This window comes from Proteiniphilum sp. UBA5463, assembly GCF_002427225.1.
GTDB lineage: Bacteria > Bacteroidota > Bacteroidia > Bacteroidales > Dysgonomonadaceae > Proteiniphilum > Proteiniphilum propionicum.
Genome location: NZ_DIQL01000056.1, coordinates 17483 through 36668 on the forward strand (window position 1 = coordinate 17483; position 19186 = coordinate 36668).

A 19186-nucleotide genomic window follows, 5' to 3' on the forward strand; every position below is an offset into this window, starting at 1 on the left:
TAAAATGAAAAGAAATAAAATCACTCTTTATTTGGTCTCATTTTTTCTCATAGGAACAATAAGCATCTCTTGTTCGGACTATTTGGATATTGTACCAGATAATATCGCTACTATTGAAATGGCTTTTACCATGAGGTCAGAAGCTAAGAAGTACCTGTATACCTGTTACTCATACTTACCTCAGGATGGTAATCTGGGATCCGATCCTGCGATTATAGGCGGAGATGAGATGTGGTCACTCATTGATCCTGCACCCTCACAATTTGGACAGGATATGTTTAGATTGGCGCAAGGATTCCAAAACTCTAACAACCCTATAGGAAACGGTTATTGGGTGAGTCTCTATATAGCATTGAGACATTGCAATATTTTTTTGGAAAATGTAGACAAAGTTCCCGATTTACCAGAGTGGGAAAAAAAATTATGGAAAGCAGAAGTCACTTTCTTAAAAGCTTATTACCATTTTTACCTGGTACGTATGTATGGCCCAATTCCATTGATAAAAGAGAATTTACCCATTGATGCAGGTGTGGATGAAGTAAAAGTCTATAGAAATCCCATTGATGATTGTTTCCATTATATTGTTGAACTGCTTGATGGGGCTATGCCGAATCTTCCCTTGATTATAGACAACCCTACCTCAGACCTGGGGAGAATCACTAAACCCATTGCCGCAGCGATGAAGGCAAAGGTACTGGTCACGGCAGCCAGTCCGTTATTCAATGGAAATTCCGATCAGGTTACTTTGAAAAATCCGGATGGAAAACCTCTTTTCCCAGCTCAATATGAAATATCAAAATGGGAAAAAGCCGTAACAGCATGTAAAGAGGCGATTGAAACCTGTCATAGTGCCGGAATGAAATTATACACCTACAATCCCAATTATCAACAATACAAACTGACAGATACGATCACTACTCAATTATCCATCAGAAATGCTTTTTGTGACAAATGGAACAGTGAAATCATTTGGGCAAACACCAAGACCGGTCGTGGCAATATTCTGCAAAATCAACGATTGGCATCGCCCAATCTGGATATCCGTTACATCGATAATTTTCAGATGAGATCGCAATTGCAACCGCCGCTCAAAATTGCGAAATTGTTCTATACCGATCATGGTGTCCCCATTGAGGAAGATTCGGAATGGGCAGGAATAGATGTGTTAGAACTAAAAGTTGCCGGAAAACAGGACAATCTTTATATCCGCGAGGGATATCAAACCATTCTATTACATTTTAATCGTGAACCTCGCTTTTATGCCAATTTGGGGTTCGACGGCGGAATATGGTACGGACAAGGAAAATACGACGATTCGAAACCACTCGATCTGTTTTATGTAGCCGCTCGCAGAGGCGGTACGCAAGGAAAAAACAGAGGTCGTGAATATGGCCCATTTACGGGATATTGGTGGAAGAAAAATGTGCATTTTCAAAATGTGCAATCCTCCGAAAACGGATATGACATTGAGTACTATCCCTGGCCTGTAATCCGATTGGCAGATTTATACCTTCTGTATGCCGAGGCTATTAATGAAACCGAGGGACCAATAGGTGAAAATCAAAGTGAATTATTTACATATATCGACTTGGTAAGACAACGAGCAGGATTGCAAGGTGTCAAATATTCATGGGACAATTTCGCTAACACGAAAAAATATCTCACACAGGATGGAATGAGAGAAATTATCCATAGGGAACGTTTGATTGAATTGGCATTTGAAGGTCAAAGATTTTGGGATATTCGGCGGTGGAAAACTGCTCCTTCGTATTATCAAACCCCGATAGAGGGATGGAATGTTACCGAAGGTAATCCGGACCTGTTTTATAAAGTTGTTCCCCTATTCGAACAGAAATTTTCCGTAAAAAATTATTTCTGGCCGTTAAGAGAAGCATATATCGAGAATAACAGAAATCTTGTTCAAAATATTGGTTGGTAAAATGTATTGAAAAAAATGAATGTAAAAATATGGAAAATATGAATAAAAGTATTGCTTTGCTGTCAATGTGGATATTTTCTGTTCTCATAATCTTTATAGGTTGTAAAGAAGAAGGTCGCATCGATCAGATTGATGACGCAACCCCTGCTCCCGCACCTGTAACAATTACAAAAATTGAGAATATATCCGGAGGGGCTATTATTCGGTACTCTATACCTGACGACGAAAATTTATTAGGAGTGAAAGCAGAATATGAAAGGACTCCCGGACAAATCGTGAAATCGGAGGCTTCATTATACACCGACTCCTTGCTTGTTGAAGGACTTGGGGAAATAAAATCGTATGAAGTAAGACTCTATAGTATCGGACGAAATGGCAAATCTTCTAAACCCGTTGCCGTGAATGTTAACCCATTAGAACCGCCTATTATCATCGCCTCCAAGAGTATGGATGCCACTTTCGGTGGTGTAAAAATTGAATTCACCAATGAAGCTCGAGCTAATTTGGCATTGGTACTTATGATCGATTCGTTAGGAACGGGTGAATGGTTACCATTACAAACTTTTTACACAAAAGCACCAGGCGGAAGTTTTTACCGAAGAGGTCTCGAGAATAAGGAGCTGAACTTTGCTCTGTATATCAGAGATCGATGGAACAACAAGTCTGACACACTGGTACAAACGATTATACCTGTTCTTGAAGAAGAAATTCCAAAGGATAATTTTAAAAATATGAAACTACCCGGGGACAGTTGGGAGTATATCCAAGGTCCTCAGTATGCAATAGAGGGAATGTGGGATGGCATAACCAGCAACAGAGGGGGGAATGTCTATGCAGGAAAAAATACGGAGCCAATACCTCAACACTTCACCATCTCTTTAGGACATAAAGTATCCATTAGCCGATTCAAGGTACATCATCGGTTGAATGATGAATATATGAATTCAAGTCCAAGAACCTTCGAACTGTGGGGATCCGAACTCCCTCCTTCCGATGGAAGTTGGGATAACTGGCATCTTTTGGGTGAATTTGAAGCTTTTAAACCATCGGGCTATTCTGAGGAAGGTTCTGTAGGAACCATAACAGCCGAAGATAAAAACTATGCTAGAGTTGAAGGGATTGATTGTGAATTAGTTGTTTCTGACAAGATACCAAATCCATATCGGCCGGTGAAATATATTCGGTTCAAGACCAACTCAACTTATGCAACCCATGGTTCGGAAGTTACCAGTGGGCAACTAATCATTGCTGAAATATCTTTTTGGGGACAAATTATCGATTAAAATTATATCCAATGAGAACATTTAATTATATTTTATCAAGTATCATTGTACTATTCCTGTATTCTTCTTGTCAGAATATGGATGAAATTTATAAGGAGCATGTTGTTCCCAACGGGATCATTTACCCGGGAAAAGCAACTTCTCCCTTTATTGCTGCGGGCAGAGATAGAGTTCAGGTTTCATGGCTTAAGGGATCTGATCCCAAAGTGTCCAGATCAAAGATTTATTGGAATAACTATACTGATTCAGTGGAGTTGGATGTATCACAAGAATTAGATACTATCCGCTGCTTTATAGAAGGATTAGAGGAAAATACCTACACGTTTATCATAAAAACTTTTGATGCCGCAGGTAATGCTTCGATCCCGGTAGAGGTATCCGGGAGATCTTACGGGGCAATTTATCAAGCAGGCATTTTTAACAGAAATATTTCGGAAGAAGTGGTCTCTGAAGATGACGGATGGATCATTAATTGGGAGAAAGCCGATATAGCCAAAGGAGCTATCTTTTCAGAGATAGTTTACAAAAACAGTCAGGGGCTTGATCGTACTATACTTGCCATGGTCGATGATGTCAGTACTACCATTACCGATTTTAAAGGTGGAACCCAATATAGGTATAGGACTGCTTATATTCCTGAGGTTGGCGCTATCGATACTTTTTATACTGACTATTATTTAAGAACCATGCCTCCGCAAAAAATGAAAAAAAATGGTTGGGCCATTACCGCGAGTTCAAACGCAGCCGATACCCAGGCACCAAACGGAGGTCCTGAGAAAGTGATTGACGATGACCCGAATACATATTGGCATTCCAAACATAAACCCGCCTCGCCTGGATATCCTCATTGGCTTGCAATTGATATGAAAAGAAAAGTGACCGTAAAGTATATTGAACTTATCCCGAGATCAAATTATGCAAATCAAAGTTTCACAAAATTCAACATTGAGGGAAGTAAGGATGGCATCACATGGAATGATTACGGCAGTTTCGATTTCGAACCGGTAAATGGTAAAGTACAACAATTCTCCTTGGAAGGAAAACCAACTTTACAATTTATCAAAATTGTCATGACTGCGGGTGGTACTGTCCATGCTCATTTGGCCGAATTTTCAGTTTATGGATCCTATTCGGATTAATGGAAAAGAGGGAATAATGAGGAGTGAAATCCATAATAAACATGAAATACGAAGCATTAGCTCTTGAAAATATGTTATGACAACAAGAAGAGAATTTATTAAAAGTGCCGCATTGGTATCCGCAAGATTAGCCATGAACGGTATATATTCAAAGACCAATGCTGCAAGTTATAGCAAAATGGCAGGATCTATTTAACGGGAGAAATCTAAAAGGTTGGACCAAGTTAAATGGGACAGCAGAGTATAAAATTGTGAACAAGACAATTGTAGGAATATCTAAAATGGGATCACCCAATACGTTTTTAGCAACAAAAAAATGTACGATGATTTTATTTTGGAGTTTGAATTTAAAGTTGATGATGGCCTAAATTCAGTTGCCCAGCTCCGAAGTAATAGCTTAGAAGAGTATCAAAACGGCAGAGTGCATGGGTATCAGTTTGAGATTGATCCTTCTACCAGAGTTTGGACCGGAGGTGTTTACGATGAAGCACGTCGTGGATGGTTGTATTCGATGGGGCACAACTCTGCAGGGCAAAAAGCATTTAGAAAGAATGAGTGGAACAAAGCTCGCATAGAGGCAATAGGTAGCTCAATTCGCACATGGGTAAATGGCATACCTTGTGCCGATTTTTTAGATGATAAGACACCTTCCAGCTTTATTGCCCCGCAAGTTCACTCTATTGGAAATGTGGAATTAGAAGGAAAAGCTGTTGCATGGCGAAATATACGCATCATAACTGAAAATCCTGATCAATTTAAAATTAATGAAAACCCAGATGAAATCAAGCAGATTAATTTAATTGCCAAAACTATTTCTATAAAAAAAGCCAGAGATGGATGGAAGCTGTTATGGAACGGAAAAACTACTGAAGGATGGCGTGGTGCCAAACTCGATCAGTTCCCTGAAAAAGGCTGGGTAGTTAAAACGGGATATTAAAAGTTCTTAAAGGTGATGGAGGGGAGTCTACAAACGGAGGTAATATCATCACTCTAAGAAAGTATAAAAATTTTATGTTGAAAGTGGATTTTAAAATTTCTGTGCAATAACTCAAATAATTTCATACATCATATTGTGAAAAATAAAATAATCGTATGAATAAATACCTAATGGATATGAAAAAATATTTTTTAACTACTGTTTTATTTGTTTGTCTTATGCTGTTTGCCGGTTGTCAGGATAGAAAATTAAGAAACCAGATTGCGGATGACAAACGTTTGGAATCAGTGGTAAATAAAGCCGAAGAATTCATTTCAACCGGTTTGAATGCCGGCGGCCATTATAATGAGATTTGGATCAGGGACCTGAATACATTTCTTGAATTAGCTTGTGACGTGGGCCGTTCTCATGAAATAAGGGAAGCCTTGCTGATGTTTTTTCATTTCCAGAAAGGAGACGGGGATATTCCGGACGGATATGTGCCAAAAGAGAAAACGAATGGGTCTTATGATTACCGGTATTCCGACAGTGCTCCCGGTTTTATGGCTCACAAGAACACGGTTGAAACCGATCAGGAGACGTCGCTTGTACAAGCTGTTGCAAAATATATCAGAGCTACCGGTGATACGACAATTCTGCAAGAGAAAATTAACGGTTTATCCGTATTGTCACGGATGGAAAAAGCTATGTATTATCTTTTAGATCATCGTTATTCCGATAAATACGGTTTACTGTGGGGGGCTACCACGATCGATTGGGGCGATGTGCAACCTGAGCATGAATGGGGCGTTTGTTTAGACAGTACGTCACATCTCTGTGTGGATATTTATGACAATGCGATGTTTATCATTGCGATAAAGGATTTACTGTCTGTCACCACGCACAATAAAGAATTCTGGTCAGAAACATTCCATACAATATTCACAAATGTAAGGATACATTTATGGGACGAGAAACGCCAGAAATTCATTCCCCATCTCTATCTTGATAAATCCCCTTTCCCCCCAGAATTAAACGAATTGGAGATATATTATCACGGAGGTACGGCGATTGCAATAGAAGCCGGATTGTTATCAAAGAAGGAAATTATTAGTTCATACAAAAAGATGAAAGAGAATGTTGAAAAGGCTGGAGCCCAATCTATAGGCTTAACGATATATCCATTTTATCCCATCGGATTTTTTAATAATCCAATTTTATACGAGTGCGGCGATTATGGCTATCAGAATGGTGGTGATTGGACATGGTTCGGGGCGCGAATGGTTAAACAGTTAGCCCGCAACGGTTTTTATGCGGAAGCATATGAAGCCATATCCCCTATGCTTGACAGAACAATTGCACATGATGGTTTTTACGAATGGTGGTCGCATGACGGTGAGCCTAAAGGTTCGGGGGCATATCGAGGCACAGCCGGTGTATTGTGGTCGGCTATCAAAACGATTGAAGAATACAATCAATGATTAATTTTTTTAAGGCTATGTTTAGAAATTATATTTTAATAGTACTATTTCTTATTTCACCTATCGCTTTTGCGCAATCAAACCTGTCGTATGTAGACCCGACCATCGGTGGTGTAGGACTTATACTTGAACCTACACGACCTACCGTACAGTTGCCGAACTGCATGCTGAGGTCTTATCCGATGAAGAAGGACCAGTTGGATGACCAGATACGCTACTTCCCTTTAAATGTGGCTTCTCACCGTATTGCTTATGTTTTTCAGTTTTTGCCTGTAAGTGGTGAATCGGATTTATGGGATAAAAAGTTCAACATAGAAAAGGAACAAGCGACACCTTATTACTATCAGGTAGCTTCTGAAGTGAAAAATGATGTGATTGAATTTACAACCGCTGAGCGAAGTGCGATCTTTCAGGTGACTTTTGCGGAGAATGATCATAATTTTTTTCGTTTGGGCATTCTCAACGGTGAAGGAGAGTTGAAGGCCAACAAAAGAGTGATAACCGGAACCGATCATTTTCAGGGGATGAAAGCGTACTTATATGCTGAAACTGATGTGGACATCGAAGATATCCGGTATAAAGACAACGAAAAGAAACACGCATTATTGAAAATCGGTCAAAACGCGAAAACCGTACGCTTTAAATACGGTATTTCTTATATCAGTGTAGAAAAGGCAAAACAAAATTTATATAATGAAATTCCCGGATGGAATTTTGATGAGGTCAAAAAGGCTGCCTATAATGCCTGGGACAAGGTTTTGTCACAAATTAATGTGGAAGGGGGAACAGAAGCGCAGAAAAGGGTCTTTTATACTGCCTTGTACCGTAGTTATGAACGTATGGTCGATATCAATGAGTATGGGGCGTATTATAGTGCTTTCGATCACAAGGTACATCAATCCGATAAGCCCTTTTATGTGGATAACTGGCTATGGGATAATTATATTGCATTAGAACCATTGGGTATGATTCTGAATCCGGCATTGGCTCAGGAACGGATCCGCTCATATATAACCATGTATGAACAAAGCGGATGGATGCCTTCCTTCGCAGTCGTATTTGGTGATTGGCCGGCAATGACTGTCAACAACGCGGCTATCTGGATGACGGATGCCTGGGCGAAAGGATTGCGGAATTTTGACTTTGACAAAGCCTATGAGGGTATTAAAAAAGGTTCTTTGGAAGCTACTCTTTTGCCCTGGAATAATGGTCCTGCAACGTCTCTTGATTCTTTTTACAATGAAAAGGGATACATGCCCGGACTATGGCCCGGCGAAGAAGAAACTGTAAAAGAAGTAGATCCAGATTGGGAAAAACGGCAAAGCGTATCCGTTACGATCGACAATAGTTATAGCGACTGGTGCATCGCGCAAATGGCTGATTTTACAGGCAATGAAAAGGATCGCGAATTATTTTTAAACCGCTCATTGAATTATCGCAATGTTTTTCGTGTCGAAAAAGGTTTTGTTTGGCCTAAAGACAAGAACGGCGAATGGATTGAACATTTCGATCCCCGTTTTGCCGGACGGGAATATTTTACGGAAAATAATGCATATACTTTTAACTGGGCAGCCAAACATGATTTGTATGGACTTTTTGATCTTATGGGAGGAAAGGAGCAGGCAGAAGAAAAACTCGATCAGTTGTTCCGTGAAGATCTCGGACTTCCGAAATTCAGATTTTGGTACACACAACCTGACGCTTCGGGCTTAGTAGGACAATTTGCGATGGGCAACGAGCCGAGCTTCCATATTCCTTACCTGTACAATTATCTGAGGGCACCATGGAAAACCCAAAAGCGTATTCGTATGTTGCTGGATACCTGGTTTGCGGACAACCTGTTCGGTATTCCCGGAGACGAAGACGGAGGAGGTATGTCGTCTTTTGTCGTATTTTCCATGATGGGATTTTTTCCCGTAACCCCGGGTATTCCGTTTTACAACATTGGGAGCCCAGTATTTGAAAAGATAACCATCGATCTACCCAATGGGAAACAATTCATAATCAACGCTTATAATAATTCAGGTGAAAACAAATACATACAAAGAGCTAGTCTCAACGGTAGCGATTTGACCAAATGCTGGTTTTCTCACGAAGATTTGGTAAAAGGAGCTCTTTTGGAATTGCAAATGGGTGATAAACCCAATCTTAAGTGGGGGAGTAAAGAAAACGATATGCCACCTTCGTATAACGGATACAGATCAATAACCAAATAAAGTATAAAGAAACGGAATATGCAACGCAACGGAATCATTTCAGCAGGGAATTGGGTCATCGACCATATTAAAATGATCGATACCTGGCCGGGAAAAGGCAATCTGGCCAATATCAAACTTGTAGCCGGGAGAGCTTTAGGTGGATGTGCGCATAACGTGCTCGTCAATCTGGCAAGGTTGCAAACAGATATACCTTTATGGGCAGGGGGAATAGTTGGTAATGACGACAACGGCAGATATATTATGGATGAGATTGCTAAATACAATATAGATAATCGGTATATGTCAATACGTGACGGAGTTACAACCTCTTTTACTGATGTGATGTCGGAAATGCATAGCGGGGCACGAACATTTTTTCATTACAGGGGATCAAACGCGCTGTTGGATTATTCCGACCTTGAAAAAATGGAATCGTCGGCAAAAATCTTCCATTTGGGGTATCTGTTGTTATTGGATAAATTGGACTCATTCGATGAAAAGTATGGTACCGTGGGGGCAAAAGTCTTGCATATGCTAAAATCAAAGGGATACGAAATATCCATTGATGTTGTATCGGAGCAAGGCGAACGATTTCGGAGTGTGGTCATACCAAGTTTAAAGTATGTAGATTATCTTATCTGTAATGAGATAGAAGCCGGTGCCTGTACGGATATAGCACTTCGGAAAAAGGATACGCTTTGCCGGGAAAACCTGTCTAAAGTTGCTGAAGATCTTTTCAACCAGGGAGTAAATAAGATGGTCGTGATCCATTTTCCTGAGGGAGGGTATGTTATGCAAAAAGACGGACAACAACTATTTGTGCCGGCGTTTAAAGTCTCCCAAGCCGAGATAAAAAGTACGGTAGGCGCCGGTGATGCCTTCTGTGCCGGTGCATTGTATGCTATTCATGAAGGGTTCTCACTGCATGAAATGCTTCTATTGGCCAATGCGAATGCGAGGTTTAACCTGCTGAGCGAAAACAGTACGGGAGGAGCGGTTCCGTTATTCGAATTACAGAAATACATAAAAACAGATTGATTATGAAACGAAGTGAAATTAACAATGCCATTGACTTTGCGATTGAATTTTATAAACAGCATTCATTCAAATTGCCTTCATGGGCATACCTTACTCCGGAAGAGTGGAAGACCAAAGGTAAAGAGTATGAAGAGATACGGTTGGCACAATTGGGTTGGGATATTACCGATTTCGGGAAAGGACGCTTTAAAGAAGAAGGGTTGACTTTATTTACCCTTCGTAACGGCTACCCTTCGCGTGTGCCTTATAAAACATACTGTGAGAAAATAATGATTGTTGGAGAAAAGCAGGTCACTCCAATGCATTTTCACTGGAAAAAGATGGAAGATATTATTAACCGGGGTGGGGGAGATCTTTGCATTCAACTATGGAAAGCCGATAAGCAAACGGAAGAAAAAACCAATGAGCGATTTTCTTTATTAATAGACGGTGTGAGGAAAACATTTAATGCTGGTGATGTTTTTAGCCTGAAACCGGGTGACAGTATCTGCCTTGAACCGTATGTGTATCATGCTTTCTGGGCGGAAGGCGGACCGGCACTTGTGGGTGAAGTCTCGACGGTAAACGATGATAGTAATGATAATCGTTTTTATGAATCACTTGGGCGCTATCCGGAAATCATGGAAGATGAACCCATGCATTTTTGTCTGTGTAATGAGTATGGAAGATAAATAAGAATGACCAAATCTCCAAAATTGGTTTTATTCGGTGCCGGAAAAATTGGGCGCTCATTTATTGGTCAACTGTTCAGCCGTTCCGGATATGAAGTTGTTTTTATTGATATAGACCAAAACATTGTCGATGCTTTAAATCAGAAACATTCTTACAAAGTCATTATCTGTGATACGAGTCCGGAAATAATTGTTGTAGATAATGTACGGGGTGTACAGGGCCAGGATGAGGAAAAGGTCATCTGTGAGATTATCTCTGCTGATATCATTGCCGTATCTATCGGAAAGAACGGATTGAAACATATCGTTCCCACGCTGGCACGCGGATTGCTGGCACGCGAAAACGTATGTCCGGGACGAAAGATTGATATCGTCCTGGCAGAAAATATGCGGAACGCGGATGTATTTATGCGTGATGAGTTGGCGAAAGTTCTGCCGGAAAGCTATCCTTTGAACAAATATGTGGGACTTGTGGAAACAAGTATCGGGAAAATGGTGCCTTTCACTGTTAATCACCAGGATAATGACATCCTTTCTGTTTATGCAGAGGCTTACAACACACTTATCGTAAACAAGGAAGCATTTAAAAATCCCATACCCGTTATTACTGGAATGCAAGCGAAAGAGAACATGAAAGCCTGGGTCGATCGCAAACTGTTCATTCACAATTTTGGGCATGCTGCGACTGCCTATCTCGGATATAGATTTCACCCCGAACAGACTTTTTTATGGGAGGTGCTTGAAGATGGGAGGATAATGGCTTTCGTACATGAAGCAATGCAGCAGAGTGCTGGAGCTCTACAATATGAATATCCCGGTGTGTTTTCAACCCGCCACCTGGATGAGCATATTGATGATTTGCTTCGTCGTTTTTCAAATCAACTTTTGGAAGATACGGTGTTTCGGGTTGGTTGCGATCTGCCTCGTAAGCTATCATTCGACGATAGGATTGTTACACCACTAATGTCGGCGTATAATAACGGACTGCCGTATGACAGGATAGGGAAGGTTCTGGAATCGGCATTGAGATTCAAGGCAACAGATATCAACGGTAAGATGTATCCCCCGGATATCGAGTTTCACAAGGAATTGAAAGAGCACGGGGTTTTTAATACTCTTGAGAAAATATGCGGATTGACAGAGGGCGAAGCAATGCTGTTTTTAAACCAGATCAATAAGACAAACGAATATGAGTAAGGATAATTCAATTCATAATATACTCCCTGTCCCTTGCTTTTTATGTGATGTGTGCCACGTTATTCAAGAGAGCAACCATTCATCTTGAAAACGGTAAAAAAAGTGATTGATGCCCCTAGCAATAATGCAGAAAATCGTTATATCGATAGGGTAATCCTGAACGGTAAGAATCATACCAAAAGCTGGTTGGACCACACAACCCTTATGAAGCGGTGCGATGATTGAAATAGATATGTCCTCCACTTTATATTTTCTTTCTTCTCTTTTAAGATGAAATCAATATATTGTTTTAAAAAAGATATTGACAAGAATTATGGCAGTTTTAGTCATTATGCCTACGAAAGGGGCAATCAGTTGAAAGCTATATCATAACAGAAATAAAAAAGGGAAAGGGTGATTCCGTTAAAAAAGGAGACATTTTGTTTCCTTATGAGACGGACAAAGCCATCTTTTAGATAAAGTTGCCTTGAGACGTCAAGGAGCTTATGAACAAGGTAATACATGGGACCAAGTCCCAGTTATTTCCTTCGATAGCAAGTGTATTTTCGATATTGATGAACAGTTTCACGAAGACGTTGTTTTAATAGGATACTCAGAACTCACGTTCGGAGAGGCTGACGTAAAGAGATAAGGCAAAGATATTTTTTTGATATAATTTAATTAAAAACAATATTATGATATATTTAGCAGATACAGCAAATATAAATGAAATAAAAGATTTGTTCACGCACTTTCCAATAGAGGGTGTAACTACAAATCCGACTATTCTGGCTCATGAAAATGAACCTTTATCAAAAATTATTCCTAAAATTCAGGAATGTATAGGCGATAAAATGATTCACGTACAAACAATAAGTGAAAAAGCGGATGATATTTTACGTGAAGCTAAGTGCTATAAAGATTATTTTCAATTCGATAATAATTATTTTGTTAAAATCCCTGTAACTAAAGAAGGTTTTAGAGCAATACAAATGGTAAAAGAGGCGGGAATGTATGTTACGGCAACCGCAATTTTTACCCAGCAACAAGCATTAATTGCGGCAAAAGCAGGTGCTGACTTTGTTGCACCGTATGTCAATCGTCTCGATAATATTTCCTCTCATGGTATTGATGTTGTGGCTGATATTGTAAATACATTCAAATTATACGGATTTTCTTGCAAAGTGTTAGGAGCTAGTTTTAAAAATGTTGATCAGATATATCGCGTAAGTATGGTTGGTTGCCATGCCGTAACTGCATCATATAATGTGTTAGAAGCTATTCTGAAGCATCCGATGACCGACAAGGGGGTAATGGAATTTGAGCGAGATGGCTCACATTTGTATGATGTGAAGTTTTGAAGATCGTATAATTGTTGGTCGATTTATATTAAAGATGACAATTGAAAAAATTGTAAAAACTAAACTTCTCCCTTTGGTCGGAAATAACAAGGGATGTTGGAAATACCATATCGAGGGTGATTTTCTTTTAATTTGGATAGACGAAAACAGTGATGTGATCAAATTGATACGATTGGGTAGTCATTCTGAATTATTTAAACCTTAGGGATACCTGAAACGGCCGATAAGATCATTTTGCCGGTGGCGACATTGCTTGCTGCAGAACAAACGGTAATTCTCGCCATGAGCGATGGAAGAAAAGCGTTTCAATCCATGCATGTGTGATGAGTGGTGAACATTAATACAGAATAAAGAACTGTTGTAAAATGCTAATTAATGGAGTATTAGTCGCATAATAAATTAGTAAACATGAATGGGAGACATTTAAAAGTTCTGAATAATTAAAAGTATAAATATATTTTTATATGAAACTGAATGATTACAATAAAAAAAGGAAAAAGGATCGACACTATGTAAGATTTAGCTTTTCGGTACTTCTAATTTGTATATTTGAGTCCCCTCCTAAAACCTCATTTTTCAAAAACATGAAAAATCGAGATATTTCGGACGGGACTCATACAATGAATAAAAGAATCTGTTCAACAATCTAATTTCAAAATATCCTTAATCTCATTTATCACATCTCTATTTTCTTCTGACAGGTTTATCCAATTTATCTCCGGGTCTTTCTTAAACCAAGTCATCTGCTTGCGGGCATAGTTTCGGGAGTGTTGTTTAATTTTCTCTATGGAAAAATCGAGCGTGCAGTTACCGTCGAAGTAATCGAAAAGTTCTTTGTAACCAACAGTGTTAAGTGAGTTTAAATAACGGTGCGGATAAAAGTGACGAGCTTCGTCAACCAGTCCCTCTTTTATCATCTGATTAACACGATTATTGATACGTTCATACAGCTCTTGCCGGTCGCGGGTAAATCCTATCTTCACTATACTAAAAGGACGCTTTTTTCTAGGGTTAGTACGTAGGGAAGAGTAAGGTCTCCCGGCCATCAGGCACACCTCCAATGCATGAATGACCCTCTTGGGGTTTTTCAGATCCACTTCATCATAAAATGCAGGGTCCAGAATTTTCAATTGCCGGCGAATAGGATCGAGCCCCTCTTTACGGTAGAGCTCCTGAACATCTTTTCGCAACCTGATATCAATAGAGGGTATATTATCAATACCTTTACACACCGCATCGATATACATCATAGAACCCCCCGTCATAATTACAACCTGATGTTGCTTGTAAAGTTCACTTAGCAGAGCCATGGCATCCTGTTCATATTCACTGGCGCTGTAATATTCTTCAGGTGAAAGTACTCCCACGAAATAGTGTGGTACACGTTTACGTTGTAATTCTGTAGGAGCAGCTGTTCCAATGGTCATTCCCCGGTATAGCTGCCGTGAATCGGCTGATATGATGGGACTTTTTATCTCTTCGGCGATGCGCAGGCTCCATTCGGTTTTTCCAACACCTGTGGGACCAAGCAGCACGAGAAGGGTATTCATTATTCAGATTTAATGAGATTGATTGATATTTGGAGAGTTTGAAACATACAAAACCAGGTTTAATTGAACTTTAACCGTAAATAATCAGATTGAACGATTATGAGCGATATTAAAACGGATTGATTCAGTTTCCCGTTATTATTAAATTAATATCCGGCGTTCATTGATGATTTGATAATGTTGATGGGGCAATTCAAAAGATATCACTTTCGCCTGTATCAACAGAGATATCATCCAATCCTTCAAATCCCTCTCTGTCCAATTCATCAATATCGAAATTTTCATCACCGTAGAACGATTCGCCGGTATCCAATAAAACGCCATCGGTTTTTATTTCTTCAATATTCAATAGCTGTTTGGGTGCTTCGCCAACGGAAAGTGAACAGATTGCTTTATCAAGGTTTTTTCCGGGAATTATTTCTGATAATTCAATATATAGTGCGCGTTCGGTGAGATAATCGAAAACGTACATCAGCTTTTGCTTTTCATCTTCAAGATAGTCGCTCAAAATGCATTTCTCCATTATATAGGAGTCCTCATCAGAATATGTATCCATTTCTACCAGCGTGATTTCCTGCAGCTTACACCACTTGTTGTCACATAAGAAGAACGATGCCATTTCCTTATTGCTGAAACCGGTGCAGTTTAAAATAACATGGTAGAAATCCAAAAAAGTGGCATCGGCATCAATTTTGATTTCCCTTTTGAAGTTATCTGCTTCATCGGAAAGAATTAGAAATTTGAATATCATTTTAATCTTTGTTTATGCTGATTGATTACGTTTCAAAGGTAATAAAAAGTTTCAAATATTTATATTCGACAAATCATAAATTGATCGTTCCCGAGCCTGTTTTTACACAAAAAAATTAGATGTCCATTTTTTTCGCTACAGATATTGGTTAATTCGGAAATTTATACTACTTTTGCATCACTTTTCTGAGATCGAAAATTTAATTCTTCAGTAGCTCAGTCGGTTAGAGCATCTGACTGTTAATCAGAGGGTCGCTGGTTCAAGTCCAGCCTGAAGAGCAGAAAAGTAAAGTTTTAAAGGGTGTATTAATTCTTCAGTAGCTCAGTCGGTTAGAGCATCTGACTGTTAATCAGAGGGTCGCTGGTTCAAGTCCAGCCTGAAGAGCAAAAAACGAGTCTAAAGGCTCGTTTTTTTGTTAGCATACCTACTTACTTAATCATAATTGTTTCCCAAAAACAATTTGCATTGATAACTCGTTAAAAGATACATCATCTGTCCTGAATATGCGGTTAGAATCATTAATATCATTAATATTACAACAATGAAGAAAGTTTTGATAGCTTATCGTTTAAAACCGGAAGGATTAAAAATGCTGGAGGGAAAATATAAGGTTACGCTTCCTGAAAATAAATCCTATTTTACAAAAGATGAAGTTATGGAGTTGATTCCCGATTACGAGGTTCTTGTCCCTAATTTCAGCTTTTATACCGGCAAAGATATATTGGATAAGGCCGTGAAGCTGGAACTGATTTCCAATTTTGGTGTTGGGTATAACAATATTGATGTAGAGTATGCGACAGCGAAAGGGGTTACAGTTACAAATATCCCTAATTCAACACGGGAACCTACGGCAGAGTTTGCTTTCGGGCTTCTCCTGGCTGCAGGCCGACGTATAGGGTATTATGATCGCAAGTTGCGTTTACCAGAAGGCGTTAACTGGGGTATATATGCCGAAAGTGGACAGTCTGTGTATGGTAAAACTTTGGGTATTATAGGAATGGGACGTATAGGACAGTCACTTGCCAGGCGTGCAGTGGCATCGGGGATGGAGATAATCTACCATAATAGGAACAGATTGAATGAATCTCTTGAAAAGCAGTACAATGCCCGTTATTTTACTTTTGAGGAGCTGCTTAGGACAGCTGATTACATTTCACTTAATGCTCCCTACACTCCTGAAACATATCATATGATAGGCGAAAAACAACTGAACATGATGAAATCTACAGCCATATTCATTAATACGGCCCGGGGGGGTATGGTGGACGAAAAGGCTTTGGCTAAGGCGCTTAGAGAAAAAAAGATATGGGCCGCAGCACTTGATGTTTTTGAATACGAACCGCATATTATTCCCGAACTGGTTGAGCTTGACAATGTAGTGTTAGCTCCGCATGCCGGCACAAAGACCATCGAAGACCGTATAAATATGTCAATTGAAATGTCACAAAATATTGTGGGATTTTATGAAGGTACTTATCCGGTGTCACGGGTCAACTGAGTTGTGATTTTTCTAAGTCAGTAAATCAGCATTAATGTATTCAGTTTATCCGTTATTAGAGTTTTCACCTTAATATTTGAGCTCACTCCGATAAGTCTTTTCTGCTGAAAATCGCCCAAAATTCTCGCTGATTTTCAGCAAGTTGTAAGCCACCAAAATCGAGTTTTGGGGTTTTCAGAGCAGACTAATATTTAGAATTTACGCATATCATTTGATGACGGCAGAAAATATAAAAAGACAGCTCCTTGCTTTGGGAAATCCCAAAAAAGCAGAACATTCTAAGTATTTCTTCAAGACAGGAGAGGGGCAATACGGGGAAGGAGATAAATTTATCGGATGTACAGTTCCGGAAACACGTTATGTGGCTAAAGTACATAAAAATATGTCATTCGCGGAGTTGGAAAAACTGCTGAACGATGAATTACATGAGTGTCGTTTATGTGCATTGCTAATACTTGTTGAGCAGTATAAAAAGGCTGGTGAGCTGAAACGAAATGAGATCGTTGATTTTTATCTTGCACATACATCGTGCATAAATAACTGGGATCTTGTGGATTTGTCGTGTTACCAAATAGTGGGCGAATGGTTGAAGAATAAGAAAGACCGCTCTCTTTTATATTGCCTGGCAGATAGCGGCCTTTTATGGAATCAGCGTATAGCTGTTGTTTCCACCATGGCGTTTATCAGGGATAACGATTTCGAGGATACATTGCAGCTGTCTGAGAAGTTTTTGTCTCACAACCACGACCTGATACATAAAGCATGCGGCTGGATGCTACGAGAGACAGGCAAACGCGATGAATCGGTGCTTACAGGATTTCTCGACAAATACTATAAGAAAATGCCACGCACTATGCTGCGTTATGCTATTGAAAGACTCTCTTCAGGGCATAAAAAAAAGTATATGCAGAGAGCATAGGAGTTTCTAATAAATTATGACAGTACAGACACATATATTACCAAACGGTTTTCGAATTATTCACAAAGCTTTTTCCTCCGAAATATCTTATTGTGGGATAGTGGTGAATACAGGCGCCCGTGATGAATATCCAGAAGAGTATGGTATGGCTCATTTCGTAGAACACATGCTGTTCAAGGGTACGGCAAAACGCAGGGCACACCATATTTCCAATAGAATGGAGAATGTTGGAGGAGAGCTGAATGCCTATACTACAAAGGAGGAGACATTTATTTATTCTACTTTTCTGCATGAATATTTTCCAAGGGCAGTGGAATTACTGAGCGACCTGATATTTCATTCCGAGTTCTCTTCGCATCAGATTGACAGGGAGAGGGAGGTTATTATCGATGAGATAAACTCTTATTACGACTCACCATCGGAGCTTATCTATGACGATTTTGAGAATATGATGTTCACCGGACACGATATCGGACACTATATATTAGGGGATCCTGATTCGTTGAGAAATTTTAACAGGGATAGTATTGTTAGTTTTGTGCAAAGGCAATATCACCCTTCAGAGATGTTGTTTTTTTCTTTTGGTAAAACACCTTTTACAAAAATAATACGGCTGGTGGAAAAATATTTTTCAGTTCCCCAGTCCTTTTGCCCTGTCAAAGAAAGGTTTGCACCTGCTCTTTTTTCACCACATAAGCGTGTTCTAAATAAAAACACATCACAGTCACATGTTATGTTGGGATGTAATACGTTTGATATGTATCATCCACAAAAACAGGCTCTCTACCTGCTCAATAATATTCTGGGTGGCGGAAGTATGAACAGTCGTCTTAACAATATGCTCAGAGAGAGATACGGCATGGCTTATAATGTTGAGTCCAATGTCACTTTTTATACCGATACTGGACTATTTGCCATATATTTCACAAGTGACCTCAAAAATAAGGATAAGTGCATTAGTCTTATTAATAAAGAGATAGATAAAGTAAAAGAGATCGAGTTAACACCTATGCAGCTGTCGCTGGCTAAGCGACAGTGGAAAGGGCAATTGGGAATTGCATCTGAAAGCAGAGAAAATAATGCTTTGACCATGGCAAAATACTATTTGCATTTTAACCGTTATATATCGTTGGATGAACTGTTTTCCGAAATAGACGCAATAACCTCCAAACAGATAAAGGATGTTGCAAATAAAATTTTCTCATTTCCCATGTTTGAACTGCGATATTTATAGCCAATACTTCGGTAAATATTCAAACACTACAC

17 protein-coding genes, 2 tRNA genes and 1 pseudogene are annotated in these 19186 nt (G+C 39.4%); 18 read left to right on the forward strand and 2 right to left on the reverse strand.

What is annotated here, in order from left to right; translation table 11 throughout:
- Positions 1–4 precede the first annotated feature (4 nt).
- The 13 genes and pseudogenes from B3B27_RS09770 to B3B27_RS09825 all read left to right on the forward strand — a co-directional run bounded on the left by B3B27_RS09770 (position 5) and on the right by B3B27_RS09825 (position 13407).
- Positions 5–1939, forward strand: coding sequence for a RagB/SusD family nutrient uptake outer membrane protein (locus B3B27_RS09770; protein WP_238867055.1), 1935 nt, complete (start codon positions 5–7; stop codon positions 1937–1939).
- A 38-nt stretch (positions 1940–1977) separates the two neighbouring features.
- Complete coding sequence (locus B3B27_RS09775) at positions 1978–3222, forward strand: DUF4959 domain-containing protein (protein ID WP_286832493.1); 1245 nt, start codon at positions 1978–1980, stop codon at positions 3220–3222.
- Between the two features lie 11 nt (positions 3223–3233).
- Entirely contained in the window at positions 3234–4361 is a 1128-nt protein-coding gene (locus B3B27_RS09780; protein WP_286847355.1) for a DUF4998 domain-containing protein, read from the forward strand.
- Between the two features lie 158 nt (positions 4362–4519).
- A pseudogene (locus B3B27_RS09785) lies at positions 4520–5399 on the forward strand (family 16 glycoside hydrolase); the annotation flags it as partial.
- A 54-nt stretch (positions 5400–5453) separates the two neighbouring features.
- On the forward strand, positions 5454–6758 hold the full coding sequence (locus B3B27_RS09790; protein ID WP_286847357.1) for a hypothetical protein: 1305 nt from the start codon (positions 5454–5456) through the stop codon (positions 6756–6758).
- Positions 6755–8974 carry a GH92 family glycosyl hydrolase gene (locus B3B27_RS09795; protein WP_286847358.1) on the forward strand — a complete coding sequence of 740 codons (2220 nt, stop codon included), beginning with the start codon at positions 6755–6757 and terminating at the stop codon, positions 8972–8974. Before B3B27_RS09790 ends, B3B27_RS09795 begins: the two co-directional genes overlap by 4 nt.
- 18 nt (positions 8975–8992) lie before the next feature.
- Entirely contained in the window at positions 8993–9994 is a 1002-nt protein-coding gene (locus tag B3B27_RS09800; protein ID WP_238867044.1) for a carbohydrate kinase family protein, read from the forward strand.
- A gap of 2 nt (positions 9995–9996) precedes the next feature.
- A complete protein-coding gene (locus tag B3B27_RS09805) occupies positions 9997–10665 on the forward strand; it encodes a D-lyxose/D-mannose family sugar isomerase (RefSeq protein WP_238867042.1) in 669 nt (222 codons plus the stop codon).
- Between the two features lie 6 nt (positions 10666–10671).
- Positions 10672–11862, forward strand: a complete 1191-nt coding sequence (locus B3B27_RS09810; protein WP_238867040.1) for a hypothetical protein — start codon at positions 10672–10674, stop codon at positions 11860–11862.
- A 102-nt stretch (positions 11863–11964) separates the two neighbouring features.
- Positions 11965–12087: a glycoside hydrolase domain-containing protein gene (locus B3B27_RS11800; protein ID WP_349678537.1), complete on the forward strand. Its 123-nt coding sequence runs from the start codon at positions 11965–11967 to the stop codon at positions 12085–12087.
- A gap of 152 nt (positions 12088–12239) precedes the next feature.
- On the forward strand, positions 12240–12317 hold the full coding sequence (locus tag B3B27_RS09815) for a hypothetical protein (protein WP_286832556.1): 78 nt from the start codon (positions 12240–12242) through the stop codon (positions 12315–12317).
- A 219-nt stretch (positions 12318–12536) separates the two neighbouring features.
- On the forward strand, positions 12537–13202 hold the full coding sequence (locus B3B27_RS09820; RefSeq protein ID WP_238867039.1) for a transaldolase family protein: 666 nt from the start codon (positions 12537–12539) through the stop codon (positions 13200–13202).
- A 34-nt stretch (positions 13203–13236) separates the two neighbouring features.
- A complete protein-coding gene (locus tag B3B27_RS09825; RefSeq protein ID WP_286847360.1) occupies positions 13237–13407 on the forward strand; it encodes a type II toxin-antitoxin system mRNA interferase toxin, RelE/StbE family in 171 nt (56 codons plus the stop codon).
- A 433-nt stretch (positions 13408–13840) separates the two neighbouring features.
- On the opposite strand, the gene miaA is transcribed toward B3B27_RS09825, so the two are convergent.
- The gene (gene miaA / locus B3B27_RS09830) at positions 13841–14752 is read right to left on the reverse strand and encodes a tRNA (adenosine(37)-N6)-dimethylallyltransferase MiaA (protein ID WP_238867037.1); all 912 of its coding nucleotides are present in this window, start codon (positions 14750–14752) and stop codon (positions 13841–13843) included.
- 193 nt (positions 14753–14945) lie between these two features.
- Positions 14946–15503 (reverse strand): IS1096 element passenger TnpR family protein, encoded by a 558-nt coding sequence (locus B3B27_RS09835; RefSeq protein WP_286847361.1) that lies wholly within the window; start codon positions 15501–15503, stop codon positions 14946–14948.
- Between the two features lie 204 nt (positions 15504–15707).
- On the opposite strand from B3B27_RS09835, the gene B3B27_RS09840 reads away from it, so the two are divergent.
- From B3B27_RS09840 to B3B27_RS09860, 5 genes are all read left to right on the forward strand, one after another.
- Positions 15708–15781 (forward strand) — tRNA-Asn (locus tag B3B27_RS09840).
- 32 nt (positions 15782–15813) lie between these two features.
- A tRNA-Asn gene (locus B3B27_RS09845) sits at positions 15814–15887 on the forward strand.
- Between the two features lie 157 nt (positions 15888–16044).
- Positions 16045–17001: an NAD(P)-dependent oxidoreductase gene (locus B3B27_RS09850; protein ID WP_238867033.1), complete on the forward strand. Its 957-nt coding sequence runs from the start codon at positions 16045–16047 to the stop codon at positions 16999–17001.
- Between the two features lie 214 nt (positions 17002–17215).
- Entirely contained in the window at positions 17216–17920 is a 705-nt protein-coding gene (locus B3B27_RS09855; protein ID WP_286847363.1) for a DNA alkylation repair protein, read from the forward strand.
- A gap of 16 nt (positions 17921–17936) precedes the next feature.
- Positions 17937–19154 (forward strand): M16 family metallopeptidase, encoded by a 1218-nt coding sequence (locus B3B27_RS09860; RefSeq protein ID WP_238867028.1) that lies wholly within the window; start codon positions 17937–17939, stop codon positions 19152–19154.
- Positions 19155–19186 lie beyond the last annotated feature (32 nt).

Excerpts from the sequence above, each read along its gene's own strand:
- B3B27_RS09770 (WP_238867055.1), top strand. The coding sequence starts at position 5 with ATGAAAAGAAATAAAATCACTCTTTATTTGGTCTCATTTTTTCTCATA.
- B3B27_RS09775 (WP_286832493.1), top strand. The coding sequence starts at position 1,978 with ATGAATAAAAGTATTGCTTTGCTGTCAATGTGGATATTTTCTGTTCTC.
- B3B27_RS09780 (WP_286847355.1), top strand. The coding sequence starts at position 3,234 with ATGAGAACATTTAATTATATTTTATCAAGTATCATTGTACTATTCCTG.
- B3B27_RS09790 (WP_286847357.1), top strand. The coding sequence starts at position 5,454 with ATGAATAAATACCTAATGGATATGAAAAAATATTTTTTAACTACTGTT.
- B3B27_RS09795 (WP_286847358.1), top strand. The coding sequence starts at position 6,755 with ATGATTAATTTTTTTAAGGCTATGTTTAGAAATTATATTTTAATAGTA.
- B3B27_RS09800 (WP_238867044.1), top strand. The coding sequence starts at position 8,993 with ATGCAACGCAACGGAATCATTTCAGCAGGGAATTGGGTCATCGACCAT.
- B3B27_RS09805 (WP_238867042.1), top strand. The coding sequence starts at position 9,997 with ATGAAACGAAGTGAAATTAACAATGCCATTGACTTTGCGATTGAATTT.
- B3B27_RS09810 (WP_238867040.1), top strand. The coding sequence starts at position 10,672 with ATGACCAAATCTCCAAAATTGGTTTTATTCGGTGCCGGAAAAATTGGG.
- B3B27_RS09820 (WP_238867039.1), top strand. The coding sequence starts at position 12,537 with ATGATATATTTAGCAGATACAGCAAATATAAATGAAATAAAAGATTTG.
- B3B27_RS09825 (WP_286847360.1), top strand. The coding sequence starts at position 13,237 with ATGACAATTGAAAAAATTGTAAAAACTAAACTTCTCCCTTTGGTCGGA.
- miaA (WP_238867037.1), bottom strand. The coding sequence starts at position 14,752 with ATGAATACCCTTCTCGTGCTGCTTGGTCCCACAGGTGTTGGAAAAACC.
- B3B27_RS09835 (WP_286847361.1), bottom strand. The coding sequence starts at position 15,503 with ATGATATTCAAATTTCTAATTCTTTCCGATGAAGCAGATAACTTCAAA.
- B3B27_RS09850 (WP_238867033.1), top strand. The coding sequence starts at position 16,045 with ATGAAGAAAGTTTTGATAGCTTATCGTTTAAAACCGGAAGGATTAAAA.
- B3B27_RS09855 (WP_286847363.1), top strand. The coding sequence starts at position 17,216 with ATGACGGCAGAAAATATAAAAAGACAGCTCCTTGCTTTGGGAAATCCC.
- B3B27_RS09860 (WP_238867028.1), top strand. The coding sequence starts at position 17,937 with ATGACAGTACAGACACATATATTACCAAACGGTTTTCGAATTATTCAC.